Source organism: Candidatus Jidaibacter acanthamoeba, assembly GCF_000815465.1.
GTDB classification, from domain to species: Bacteria; Pseudomonadota; Alphaproteobacteria; order Rickettsiales; family Midichloriaceae; genus Jidaibacter; species Jidaibacter acanthamoebae.
The window spans coordinates 1-12518 of record NZ_JSWE01000090.1 but is presented as its reverse complement, the minus strand read 5'-3'; the positions used below and the strand labels follow the sequence as shown (position 1 = coordinate 12518).

The following is a 12518-nucleotide window of genomic DNA, read 5'->3' as shown; positions in this document are numbered from 1 at the left end:
ACCTAACAATATTATGTGATTACCTCAATGCCAGGCGTCATGAAGTAAAAGCATATTTAAGGGGACAATTATCCCCAAGCCGCCGGGAAGAGCTTAATAAAGAAATTCATAAATTAGGTATAATTTTATAAGAAATACTAGGCTTGCAGCTCATTCGCAAATAATCCTGGAAAATAAAATTATAGAATCACTTATTTCTGGACAAAAAATTTATAAAATCATTTAATCCTGGACAAACTGTTTTTCTAGTCGCAATTAATTCTGGACAAAATTTGTACTTGATTGCTGGAATTTGTATTTATAAAATCAAGCCGTTACAATTAAGGGAAAAACTTACCTGTATGGGACAACTTTAAGTGGTGAGCAGTATCCAGCTAATTCCTTTCCTGATCTTTATCACGAGCGGTGGAGTATTGAAGAACTTTATAAAATATCCAAGAAAATTATCAATATTGATGAGTTTCATTCTAAAACAGGGAGAGGAGTCAAACAAGAAGTTTATGCTCACTTACTGTTAATTAATTTATCACGATTCTTTGAGTTTGATGCTCAAGATAGCTTACCACATATGAATCAAGAAGATAAAGAGAAATGTAGTGCATTCAATTTCTATAAGTTCTTCAATCCAACAAGTATGTTTAATATCAATTTTAAAAACTGTCTTATAGTTGTAAGTAATTGGCCCAGTGTTAGAGAACGTGCAAAAACGGAACTCTAGTATTGAGCTCCTTAGTTTATGCAGGTTCCAAGGTTTGCCGTTTATGAGTAGGTAATAGGAAAGTTATCAAAAATAGCATTCTTTTCTTGTTTATTAAGTTCCTTTCTGATAAGTGTGATGTTTACTAGTAACTTTAAGCTATATAAATAGAGCGGTTCATAACAACTTTTGGTAATAATGTTATATAAAAGTACCGGCTCTGATAATTCTAGGAACTTTGGAGAATATAGAAAAAGTATATTGAAAAGCAAGCGATTTTAAAGACTACAGAGCTTCTGTTTTACTAATATTAAATTTTCAAGCTTGTTGCCACATAAAGTTCCTTTTTTAATTAGCATAGAAGAACATTGAGTTCCGTTTTTGCACGTTCTCTAACACTGGGCCTTATTGGTGATGATACATTATCTATATCCTATGATGATCCTTTAGTTGAAGAAATATTTCAAATATTAGAGTCTATACAGGAGCCTAATTTGAAAACTTTTATTACTAAAATTGAACAAGATGGTAAATTAAAAGATCTGGCAAGACAGTATCAGTTAAAAGTCAAATTACGAGATTTAGATGAAGACCAACAGAAAGAGTATTTTAAAACAATATTTTATAATTTATCTAAAGTTAAAGATATTAACCAATTGGAAAACTTTTTCAACGATCTAAAAAAATAAATTTTTCTAATATAATTGTAGCAAGGAAAGTTTTAGCAGATAATTTTTTTGCTGCAAAACATGAAGCGAATAGTTATTGGGATATAGACTTTGGTATTCAAGCAATTGCTTATTGTGGTTGTTATATTAATGATAGTATAGTGAGTTACTACCAGTACCAATCCAGTAGTCGATTGATTAAGGGAACGTGTTCTTCTTTAGCTGAAGAACTTATTAATGAAGCAAGAGATGCGGCAAAAACCATCGATATATTGATAAAAATAAGATCAGCCTTAGAAAAAATTGTGGAGATTCTTAATGATCGAGAGAATGCTAGGGAATTAAAAGACAAAATACAACAAAATCTTAAATATATATCAAGTATTGAAGGGCATATAAATAGTGGTCGTAGTCTAGAGCAAGCAAAACTTTTATATGAAATGGGTATAGTGGAGCCTATTACAACTAACCAAGCTGCTTCACAGTCAAAGGATGATAAAAAAACTTTAAGTAGCAGTACATATGGGGGTAAAATATTACAAGAAAAGGAGCGAAGAAGAGATAATTCTGAGGGTAGATCTAGGGAGTAAATATTAATCTAATAGTTTTATTTTAAAAATATTGACTTATAACTTCAATATAAAAGGCGACATTTCTATTTTGCACAAACACGACATTACTACTTTGGGCTTACACACAAAAACTATCATAATATATCTTATGGAAAATAATGACGGCAAACTCCATATAATTCAAGTGCCTAAGGAATTGCTGTAGTCAATACTAATATTCAGTGTGCACTTAATGAACCGTGTTCGTTTGACACCTAAGGTATAGGGAATATTCTTTTTATTATCTGAATCATTTTTTTACCGCTATGTAAATACCACGCTCAAATAATGAATTAGGTTCTAAATATAATGCAGTCAAACCAATATTAGTAATAATCTTTAAGGTTTTATTAATATCAAATAAGCCCAATTCATGCATATCCCTAAAAACTTTTAATTTTTTATTTTTTATTCCTATTAAATACTGACAATCCAAAATAGACACATTTTTTCTACATTCAAAAATATTAACTCTTGCAATTTTAACCTCTTCACTCTCATAGGTTTTCATATAGGGATACCCTATTTTATAAGTTTCTTTGTTAAACCAAGGTTCTACAATTATTATACCATCTTCATTTAAATGATTGTAAAAATTTTGCCATGTATTTTTAAGCATAGTATAATTACTAGTATATCCTATGGTACTAAATAGACATGTAATAACATCAAATTTTTTATGTAAATTCATGTTTGTCATATCTGCCTTTTGAAAAATTACTCCTTGAGCATTTTTTTTTGCTATTTTTAGCATTTTAGAACTAACATCTATACCCATACAGTTAAAATGTTTTCTAAAAAATTGTAGATGCCTCCCTGGGCCACATCCAACATCTAACAAAGTATTAGTACTTGCCTTTCTAAATTGCTTAATTAGATCTAAGATATTTAAGACTTCTAATTTATAATTTTTATAATCGTAAAGAAGATCGTAATATATTGCAATATTATCGAATAATGGTTGCTTATTTTTTAGTAAATTGCTCATAATTTATCCTGTAAATATTAAAATAAAAAATCTTTTATTTTATAATAGTAATAACCACTTTTTAAGAAAAATGATGATTTATGATATGGGTTCAAATTAGGTATTTTGCTAGAAAAAATATTTTTGTCATATTCTTTACCTAATATAAATTGGCTTAAATTATGACCATAATAACTTGCTATTGATACTCCTCGACCTGAATAACCAAAAGAATATTTCATATTTTGGCTATCTTGGCCTATAAATGGTATTCGGTTTAGTGTCAAATTTATATTTCCTTTCCACGCATATTCAATTTTAATATCTTTTAAGAAAGGAAAAAAATAATGGAGTTTGCTGTAAAGTTTATCAATTAAGTTAGTATTTATATCTTCTTGAAAAAAGCTCGCTTCTCCTCCAAAAAGTAAATTCCCCTCCGCAGTTAGTTTAAAATAATTAGTAAAAAAAGAAGTAGTAAAAAAATTTCTTTTACGAATAGAGATAAGATATTGAAGATCTTTTGAAATAGGAGTTGTTCCTATAACATAAGAGCTGATTGTTAGTGATTTTTTACAAACAAGATTAGTTGAATTAGTGATTTTTTCTCCATCTGTTGCAACTATCACTTCTTTACAGATTATATTAATTTGATTGTTTATTGTCACCTTGTAAGAAGAATATTGCTTTTCAATATTTGTAACTTTAGAGTATTCAAATATGTTACCATTTAAAGTTTTAATCGTATTTACTAAGCCTTCAATATATTTTATAGGATTCAAGGAACAACTTAGTTGATTTAAAAGACCTCCATAAACATTCGACATTGAACTTTCTTTTTCTAATTCTTTTGAAGATAACAATGTAAAATACTTCCCAAATAAACTATTATATTTCAACATGTTTTTTTCCAACATGTACATATGCCTTATCTTGGTTGCAAGCTTAATTGATCCATTGCATTCTAGGTCGCAATGAATTTTATGTGTTTTTATTAGGTCTATTAAGTAATTTTTACTTTTCAAAGGTATGGTTAATAATTTTGAATCTTGAGTGTTAATAGGCTCACAAGTTATAAAACCTGTATTCAAACCACTTGCACCTGATCCTATATGGTTGGCTTCTAACACTAGCACATTTAAATTTGCTTTAAGTAAAGGTATAGCCGCATTTAACCCTGTATACCCTCCACCTATTATGACCACATCAATATTACTAGGATATTCAATATTATCTTGTTTTTTATAAACCAAATTTCTATATGATTCCCAGTAAGGCTTATTTATAAATTTCATAGAATATATCATTATAAAAATTTAGAAATAAATTCTTTCAGTGAGCCATCTATTTCTCCTTGGGAACTTTCTAGATTTAATTTGAATCTTAATGGCATTTTCAAAATAATGGTGCTCAAATTATTAGCTAAAGTAGGCATTATAGGAGAAATAATAATAGCTAATCCATATAAGATATAAAATGCATCAGCAGTTATTATCTTATGAAGCCGTGGCTCTTTTTGCATATCGATTAGTTTGGTTACTTTTATAGTCGCCCAATTGATATAAATCTGCATGTAGGCTGCCATTTCTCTTAAGCTGAAGTTATCAGGAGAAGAATAAACTTTAAGTCTTGATAACTTATCTTTTAATTCTTCTTTCACGGTACTGTCATTTAAATCATAAGAATAATTATTGGATGCAAAAATTTGATCAATATCTAATAATATTTTATTAAGGTTTTCTCTAATATAACTTGCAAAATTTTTTAAATTATCGATAGAAAAATTCGATTGATGATTGTCAGGACTAATTGAGCACAAATATGCTCTTACTATATCTCCATTATATTCTTTAATAATATCAGTAGCCCAAATGGCATGATTTCTACTAGTTGAAAATTTTTTATTATCTAATAATAAAAACTCATTACTTATTAAAGCTGTATATTTTACATGATCTTTACCCATTGCAAATAATAAAGCTAAATGTACCATTATGAAAAAGTATGAATTATCAAAACCAAAAAATTCTAAAAATTTTACATTTCTATTATGCCATAATTCTTCAATAGTTTTATTAGAAGAATTAAGGGATTCATATATAAATCCAGGTAATATTTCTGCCCAAGAGTTGTAAATTTGGCCAGCTAAGTCTGGAATATCTTCTACTTGGTTACCCCAATTAGAAGGATAAGTAAGGGGGAAATCAGGCAATGGTTTACTTAATAACTCATTTAGCAATTTGTATACTCTAGGTCTTAAAAAACATTCTTTTTTATTTAAATAAAAATCTTTTATTTGCTTCCTATAATTCTCCAAAGGTAATACCAACCTTTTTGAAGATTTAATAACTACTTTGTGCTTTTTATCTATTGTACAATGAGAATTAATTAATTGTATCGGATCATTCGGATGGCCACATTTTTCACATATATTTCCTTTGGTTTCTTCAACACAGTTAGGACATAAACCAGTAATATACGAATCATAAAGATCTCTATTACAATCTTGGCAAAATAAAGTCTTATACTCTTTAACAACAACAGCATCTGTATTAATTAATTTGGTAAAAAATTGTTTTGTAAAATTGTTTTTTTCTTTATTACCTGGGTGCATGGAATCTATCCTTATTCCTAGACCAGTTAAACATTGATTAATTTCTTCACTATATTTAATCACTACTTCTTCCGGAGATAAGCCTAATTTTTCTCCTTGCCATACCACATAATTTAAATATCCATCTATTCCTGATATATAAATTACCTCCTCTCCTATTAGCCTATTTAATCTTGTAAAAACATCCGAGGCTAAATACGGACCACCTATGTGACCTAAGTGCAATTTACCGTTAGGTGTCGGAGGTGAAGCAGCTACAATATACATAATATCTACCTTAATATTTAGTTTAATTATTCCACCAAATACATATTACTTCTAATAGCTCGTTAGCATTAGTGTTACGTATATGATGAGTTTTATTAGCATCTATAAAAATTAAATCTCCTTTTCCCACCTCAGTGTAGTCACTACCTATTGTCATAGTTCCTTGACCTGAAATTATAATAAAGATTTCTGACATGCTATGGTTATGAGGAGTGGTAAATTCACCAGGGGCTAGTTTAACCCAGCCACTTCCCCATGATGTTTTAGCTGTTCCTTCCCATGGCATTAGGCGCCTAAATAAGCAACCGTATTCATATTTAAACTCTTGATTTTCTAATCTTTTAACAATCATAATCTTTCTCTTAGTTTAGGTTTTAATGTCTAGATATCACTTTCGAATCCATGGTATGGTTGATGGATAAAGGAGTTACCTCTTGAGCAATATTTGGAAAATGTAAATTATAGTGTTTAAACGTTGTGTCCAAAATATAGCCTTTCTTTTCATATAATTTTTGTGCATGTATATTATCTTTTGCAGTCATTAATGAAACTTTTTGAGCTCCTTCTTCCATACAGTATTGATGGATGAAATCTAATACGCATTTACCTATCCCTTGATTTCTGTATTCGGGAATTATATATAGATCATTCAATATATAAGTTCTTTGTAAGCCTACAGATGTAAAACAAGGATAGAGCTGCGCAAAGCCCACAGAGCTTGCAGTTTCATTATTTTCTAAAATAAATATTTTTGAATCATTATTCATCAACCTAGTTTCTAAAAATTTCTTTGCACTAGAAATATCCGACTCTTTTTTATAAAAAGTTCTATATTTATCAAATAAGACAGATAAGCTTTCTAAATCTTTTGCAGTGACTGCTCTTAATTCAAGATTCTCTTTTATATAGCTGGTTCTTAAGGTTCTGAGTTTTTGAAAAGAATTTTCAGTTATATTATTTTGAGGTAAAATAAAATTATAATGGGAAAATTGGGTATCAAAATTATAATCTAAACTTTCATATAATTTTTGTGCAATTATATTGTTATCAGCAGTCATTAATGAAACTTTTTGAGCTCCATTCTCAATACTAAATTCATGAGCCCGGGTTAAAAGCGCTTTACTAACACCTTTTCCTCTATATTCAGGAGCTACATACAAATCATTCAAAATATAAATTCTTTGCATGCCGACAGAGGTAAAACTAGGATAGAGCTGGGTAAATCCCATTGCTACTTTTGAACCTTTTTCATAAGCCATAAAAAAGATAGAATCTTTCATATTTAATCTATCGAAAACAAATTTACGAGTTTTCTCAAAATCAAGTGGTTGTTTATAAAAAGTTCTATATTGACAAAATAATTCAGTTAAATGTCCTAAATTACTTAATGAAGGTGATACTATTTTTGAACGCATGTTTTTTCTCCTTTTGGTTTTAAATAAATTGTTTGCATGTAATGAAATTCTCTGTTAAATATTTCTTTAATATTTTTAATTAGCTGTTTTGCGAGATCAAAAGTCATTTCCCGTCTTAGTACAATCCTTGCTACGTCGTGGGTTCCATTAGGTAAATTATATACAGGAATACTCCATCCGTATTGCTCAAGTTTTTGACATAGAACCTCAGTATAAAATGGATAGTTTTTAACCCAAAATATTATTACAGGAAGTGCTTCTTTTTGTTCGAGAATCTCAACAAAAGGGGTACCTTGTAATTCTTTTGTAATGTAATCTTTTATAGAATATAATCTTTCTAATATTTTTTTATAACCATGCATCCCTAGAGTAAAAAAGTTATAATATTGAGCAAGTATGTTAGTAACTGGCTTAGAAAAATTCATTTCAAAACTATTAGAAGAGCCTGATAAATAAGGAACTTTCTGGTTAAAATTATCACAAAAGTAGTTTCTATCTTTGAAAACCAGCCATCCTGCTGCAGGATACGTATATCCATACTTGTGGCTAGATACATTTACAGAGATAACCTGGGATAGCCGAAAATCCCATTTAATTTTAGGAAATTTAAAAGGAGTGACAAAACCCCCACTTGCAGCGTCTACGTGTATATAGACATTAATTCCAAACTTTTTATAAAATTCGATTAAATTATTATTTATCTCCTCAATTGGGTCAAACCCCCCGGTGTAAGTATTACCTAAAGTACAACACACCCCAATAGTATTCTCATCAATTTTATTTAGTATTGATTTAGGCTTTGTTAAGATACTATGTTCATTAACTTCTGCTATTCTTGCTTCAATATCAAAGTAGCTTGCAAACTTTTTCCAAACAAGATGTGCATTTTGACTAACAATAATATTTGGTTTAATATTGTTATTTTCTTTCTTTTTCCTTAACCACAATAATTTTAAATTTAATCCCGCCAACATTACTGCTTCTGAAGAGCCTACGGTACTTATTCCTATTGGATTGTCATGTTTAGAAACATTAAATAATTTATAGAATATCTCTAAACACTCATCTGTTATATTAGTAACAAATTTATATTCATTTTTATTTATGGCATTGAATCCTAGGTGGTTACAAATAATTTTATTAATAGTATAATCCATTTTAGTAGTAGAATAAGTACCTAGATTTTTTACAGGTAATATTTTTTCTTGCACTTGACTGGAAATAGTATTTGCAGCTTGCCTTCTACTTATTTTTTTCCCTGAAAAAAAAGTTTCATTTACCTTTATCATATTTAACCTACTGCTTTATTTATTTTAATAAAATGATTAAATAGACTATTAGCTATATAGCTATTTCTTATTGGGATTGAGCTAAATGAGCCTGCATCTCCAAGACCATGGGAAGTCTCACATAATCCATTCAAATATATTGGGGGTGTTAAAGAGGATAGATTTTTTAATGAATAATCTCTGTTAATATCAATATAATTAAGCTCATTAAACGAAAAATAACTAATAACTTTTTCCAAAATTTTTGGATATGGTTCTTGATTTTCTCTAAAACCAATATCTCTAAAACCTGTAGCTAATATTACAAAATCATAATCGTTGTATTCTCTTGTTTCTTTGAATTCATTGGAATATTTAATTCTTACTTTATCATTTATTATTTCTGCTTGATGTACTTTACTATTGTTATGCACAAATATTCTTTGTTTATTATTTAACTTTTGTTCATAAATTGTTAAGTACAGAGAATTTAATACATCTTCATCTACCGTACTATAATTTGTAGCTCTTACTTCCTCTCTAAGCTTTTCTTTCTTTGCTAAAGGTAAATTATAAAATAAATCAATATATTCAGGGTAATAAATTTCATAGCTAAATGGGCTTGTATCTTTCAACTTTATACTAAATTTCCTTATAATATTATGGATTTCGGCATTAGGAAATTTCTTATTAAGGTCTAAAATGATTTCAACAGCACTTTGGCTAGCTCCAATAACAGCGATTTTATAGTTATCAATTCTATTATGTTCAAATTTAGCTAAACTAGATAAATATGAAGTTAAATGAAAAATTCTTAAATTTGATAAATTTTCGTATTCTTTCGGTATGTGAGGCATTCTTCCTGTCCCTAATACTAAAGATCTGCTGTGATAAATTTCATTCGTACCCACCTTTATCTTGTAAATATTTTCACCATTAATTTTTATTAAAGTTATTTCATTTACTTTTTTATTATAATCTACGTATTTTTTGAAGTGAGAAGCACACCACTCCACATATAGAGCGTACTCCCTTCTTAAAGGAAATTTTAGTCCTAAGTTAAGGTATTTTACTAATTTATTATTTTCATGAAGATAATTTATAAAGGTATATTTACTTCTTGGATCCTTTATACTGATCAAATCTCTAATAGGGTTATTTTGAATATCTGCTCCGTCTAGCATCATTTCGGGTTGCCAAATAGAGTTAGGAGCGGATTCGATAAATTTATATGATAAACCTTTTTGTTCTTCTAATATAATGGCTAATGAGATGTTTGAGGGTCCAAACCCTATACCAATAAAATCATAAATTTTATTAATCATTTTTTATCCTTTATAATAATGTTTGTTTATTCGTTTATTAATTTTAAATATTATCTAAACTTACCTTATTTAATTTTTCTTCTCTTTATATTTGAAATTTAAAACATAATTAGATATAAAAAGATATACGTAGAAAATACGGTAGTAGATCTAGAATATGAAATTTAAAAAAATTATTGAAAGTTTTTTAAATGAATTATGGAATACCAAATGTAATGATGAAAACGCTTTATATAGTACTTTTAATGATAAGGTACTTATCACTAGCCCTTTAGGTAAAAAGATTGGTAAAAATCAAATTTTAAATGTAAATAATTCTTGGTTAACAGGTTTTCCAAATATTACTGTGTCTAATATTGAATACATTATGGCTGGAAATAAGGTGGTAACAAAATGGATTTGCACAGGGAAGCATGAAAATGAGTTTAATTCCTATGCAGCTACAGGAAAAATTGTTCAATATCAAGGTGTTACAATATTCGAGTTTGAATCAAACAAAATCGTTAATTATGAGTGTTATATTAATATGTTAGATATATATTCTCAACTGGGTATGTATTTAGAGTTTGAAAAATATAAAAATCAAAACTTAATTAAACTAAATTATGAATTATTAATTAATGAATTAAAAAATTATGGTTTACTATCTCTCTCTAAAAGAGAGATTGAAAGTATATGTTTTTTTATTCATAGTAAAAGCTCCAAGGAAATCGGAAGAATATTGAATTTATCTTATAGAACAATTGAGACATACCTTGCTAATGCAATGTATAAAATAGGTGTAAATTCAAAAAGTGACCTTATTAACAAACTTGAAGCAGATGGAGTGATTCATATTTTTCGTGATCTATATACCTTGTTAATTAGTTAAATTATTTCCCAATTTTTGATATAAATAAGTTCCAAATATTCCTAGCACACCTGCAAATGCTAAATACAGGAATGGATCCATAGGATTTAAATTTAACTGATATAATAACATTGATATTGTAGGTGTTATTCCTCCAAATAGACTTGCTCCAACATTGTAACCGAAAGATACTCCCGTATACCTCATTCGTATATGAAATAAAGTTGTCATAACATAAGTTGCAGGACCCATGAACAAGGCTAAAATAGCGCCAGATAAAACTTCTGCTAATATAATTTTAATATAATCTTTTGTAATAAAACAATTATATATAGGATAACTTAAAAGCATAATAGAAATAGCAGAGAACATCATGGTATTTGAGTGCCCGATCTTATCAGATAACCAACCAAAGATAGGCAAGAAAACCATATAGCTACTTATGCCTATCATTATCGCTAGTAATGCTAAATTTGTATTAACCTTAAGTATGCTTGTCAGAAATGTGTTTTGGAAAATAAATTGACCATAAAATATTATACCCATACAACCTCCAATGCAAACCATAATTAAGAATGGTAAAATACTTTGGGATAATAAAGAGGTAATAGAAAATTTATTATATTGTTTAGTTTTTAAGTTACTTAATACTTTCTCAGTATTATTCAAAGATTGGCGTATAAAATACCCAACAAATGCTGTTGAGCCACTTAAAATAAATGGTAAACGCCAAGAATATGAAATATAATTAAATTGATTACTTATAAACACTATAAAAGCAGCTAATAACCATCCTGAAACTCCTGCAGCACTACAGACAGAAGTATATAAAGCCTTATGTTTTTTATTAGACAGTAATTCAGAAACCAATATTAAAGATCCACTAAATTCCCCCCCCATACAAATACCCTGTAATATACGCAAAATACATAAAAACAAAGGTGCTAATATACCTATTTCATTATACGTGGGTAATATACCTATTAAACAAGTAATAATACCCATTAATAATAATGAATAGCTTAAAGATAAACTACGTCCATATCTATCTCCTATATAACCAAAAAGCAGGGCACCGAATGGGCGCGCTATAAATCCTATAGTAAAAATAGAAAAAGTTAAGATTAAGGAAATTAAATCGGAATTATTTGGAAAAAATAGTATAGCAATTTTAGGAGCTAATAAACCATAAAGTGCAAAATCATAAAACTCTAAGATATTACCTACGGATAAAGCTATAAGAACTTTATTTTTATCATTATATAGTTTTTTAATTACCATTTTTATTATATATGTTAATTATACTTTACCATAGTATAATAATATTTAATATTATTAACAATTAAAAGGTATTTACTTATAAAATAAAATGTAAGAAAAGTATTTTATTAATTATGTAAAATGAGAGTTATATGAACTCTAGTCTTTAGAATGTAATGTACGATAGATGGATAATGGATTGGATTGAATAATTTGTAATAATGTTAGTTGTGTGATTCATATACCTAGTTACCATTGGAATATAAGATTAACTCTTGATTAATATGTGCCTCTCTGATTCATAGACATCATTACCAATCTTCAACTATTATTTCAGTTTTTATATTGTTTTTCCCCTAAATATATTAGCTACTTCTTCTTTAATGCTCTTATTGCTTGGTCGTACTTGTAGTTTTGAATAACAAAACTTTCTTGATTTAGCTCATAATTCACCTGTATTTCATCTAAAGAGGGAATTTTGTTTTCTAACTCCTTATATCTTTCCCAAGGTGTTTTACCTTGTAAAGCGCTATGTGATCTTTGTTTATTATAATATTCTTCCCATACTTTAAGTTTATC

At 28.3% G+C, this 12518-nt stretch carries 12 protein-coding genes and 1 pseudogene; 4 read left to right on the top strand and 9 right to left on the bottom strand.

Annotated elements, in window-relative coordinates; translation table 11 throughout:
• Window positions 1-319 precede the first annotated feature (319 nt).
• The 3 genes from NF27_RS13275 (at window position 320) to NF27_RS02915 (ending at window position 1955) form a co-directional block, all read left to right on the top strand.
• Window positions 320-718, top strand: a complete 399-nt coding sequence (locus NF27_RS13275; protein WP_084212769.1) for a transposase — start codon at window positions 320-322, stop codon at window positions 716-718.
• Between the two features lie 347 nt (window positions 719-1065).
• The gene (locus tag NF27_RS02920; RefSeq protein ID WP_039455608.1) at window positions 1066-1386 is read left to right on the top strand and encodes a hypothetical protein; all 321 of its coding nucleotides are present in this window, start codon (window positions 1066-1068) and stop codon (window positions 1384-1386) included.
• Between the two features lie 173 nt (window positions 1387-1559).
• Window positions 1560-1955: a hypothetical protein gene (locus NF27_RS02915; protein WP_039455606.1), complete on the top strand. Its 396-nt coding sequence runs from the start codon at window positions 1560-1562 to the stop codon at window positions 1953-1955.
• Window positions 1956-2226: 271 nt separating this feature from the next.
• On the opposite strand, the gene NF27_RS02910 is transcribed toward NF27_RS02915, so the two are convergent.
• The 7 genes from NF27_RS02910 to NF27_RS02875 are packed head-to-tail and all read right to left on the bottom strand — an operon-like array spanning window position 2227 to window position 9829.
• The gene (locus tag NF27_RS02910; protein WP_039455605.1) at window positions 2227-2964 is read right to left on the bottom strand and encodes a class I SAM-dependent DNA methyltransferase; all 738 of its coding nucleotides are present in this window, start codon (window positions 2962-2964) and stop codon (window positions 2227-2229) included.
• Between the two features lie 17 nt (window positions 2965-2981).
• Window positions 2982-4235 carry an NAD(P)/FAD-dependent oxidoreductase gene (locus tag NF27_RS02905; protein ID WP_161791782.1) on the bottom strand — a complete coding sequence of 418 codons (1254 nt, stop codon included), beginning with the start codon at window positions 4233-4235 and terminating at the stop codon, window positions 2982-2984.
• Window positions 4236-4246: 11 nt separating this feature from the next.
• Window positions 4247-5821, bottom strand: a complete 1575-nt coding sequence (locus tag NF27_RS02900) for a class I tRNA ligase family protein (protein ID WP_039455603.1) — start codon at window positions 5819-5821, stop codon at window positions 4247-4249.
• Window positions 5822-5843: 22 nt separating this feature from the next.
• Window positions 5844-6173, bottom strand: a complete 330-nt coding sequence (locus tag NF27_RS02895) for a cupin domain-containing protein (RefSeq protein ID WP_039455602.1) — start codon at window positions 6171-6173, stop codon at window positions 5844-5846.
• A gap of 22 nt (window positions 6174-6195) precedes the next feature.
• Complete coding sequence (locus NF27_RS12345; RefSeq protein WP_053332530.1) at window positions 6196-7236, bottom strand: GNAT family N-acetyltransferase; 1041 nt, start codon at window positions 7234-7236, stop codon at window positions 6196-6198.
• Window positions 7221-8525 (bottom strand): glutamate decarboxylase, encoded by a 1305-nt coding sequence (locus NF27_RS02880; RefSeq protein WP_053332529.1) that lies wholly within the window; start codon window positions 8523-8525, stop codon window positions 7221-7223. Before NF27_RS02880 ends, NF27_RS12345 begins: the two co-directional genes overlap by 16 nt.
• Window positions 8526-8527: 2 nt before the next feature.
• Entirely contained in the window at window positions 8528-9829 is a 1302-nt protein-coding gene (locus tag NF27_RS02875) for a SidA/IucD/PvdA family monooxygenase (RefSeq protein WP_053332528.1), read from the bottom strand.
• Between the two features lie 157 nt (window positions 9830-9986).
• On the opposite strand from NF27_RS02875, the gene NF27_RS02870 reads away from it, so the two are divergent.
• Entirely contained in the window at window positions 9987-10700 is a 714-nt protein-coding gene (locus NF27_RS02870) for an ester cyclase (protein ID WP_039455601.1), read from the top strand.
• Here NF27_RS02870 and NF27_RS02865 read toward each other — a convergent pair.
• Both NF27_RS02865 and NF27_RS12340 read right to left on the bottom strand, forming a co-directional pair.
• Window positions 10689-11960 carry an MFS transporter gene (locus tag NF27_RS02865; protein WP_039455600.1) on the bottom strand — a complete coding sequence of 424 codons (1272 nt, stop codon included), beginning with the start codon at window positions 11958-11960 and terminating at the stop codon, window positions 10689-10691. The genes NF27_RS02870 and NF27_RS02865 overlap by 12 nt on opposite strands.
• Before the next feature lie 348 nt (window positions 11961-12308).
• Window positions 12309-12518 (bottom strand): annotated as a pseudogene (locus NF27_RS12340) (IS481 family transposase); the annotation flags it as partial.

Coding starts and splice junctions, on each gene's coding strand:
- NF27_RS02865 (WP_039455600.1), bottom strand. CDS start 11,960: ATGGTAATTAAAAAACTATATAATGATAAAAATAAAGTTCTTATAGCT.
- NF27_RS02900 (WP_039455603.1), bottom strand. CDS start 5,821: ATGTATATTGTAGCTGCTTCACCTCCGACACCTAACGGTAAATTGCAC.
- NF27_RS02875 (WP_053332528.1), bottom strand. CDS start 9,829: ATGATTAATAAAATTTATGATTTTATTGGTATAGGGTTTGGACCCTCA.
- NF27_RS02895 (WP_039455602.1), bottom strand. CDS start 6,173: ATGATTGTTAAAAGATTAGAAAATCAAGAGTTTAAATATGAATACGGT.
- NF27_RS02870 (WP_039455601.1), top strand. CDS start 9,987: ATGAAATTTAAAAAAATTATTGAAAGTTTTTTAAATGAATTATGGAAT.
- NF27_RS12345 (WP_053332530.1), bottom strand. CDS start 7,236: ATGCGTTCAAAAATAGTATCACCTTCATTAAGTAATTTAGGACATTTA.
- NF27_RS02880 (WP_053332529.1), bottom strand. CDS start 8,525: ATGATAAAGGTAAATGAAACTTTTTTTTCAGGGAAAAAAATAAGTAGA.
- NF27_RS02910 (WP_039455605.1), bottom strand. CDS start 2,964: ATGAGCAATTTACTAAAAAATAAGCAACCATTATTCGATAATATTGCA.
- NF27_RS02905 (WP_161791782.1), bottom strand. CDS start 4,235: ATGAAATTTATAAATAAGCCTTACTGGGAATCATATAGAAATTTGGTT.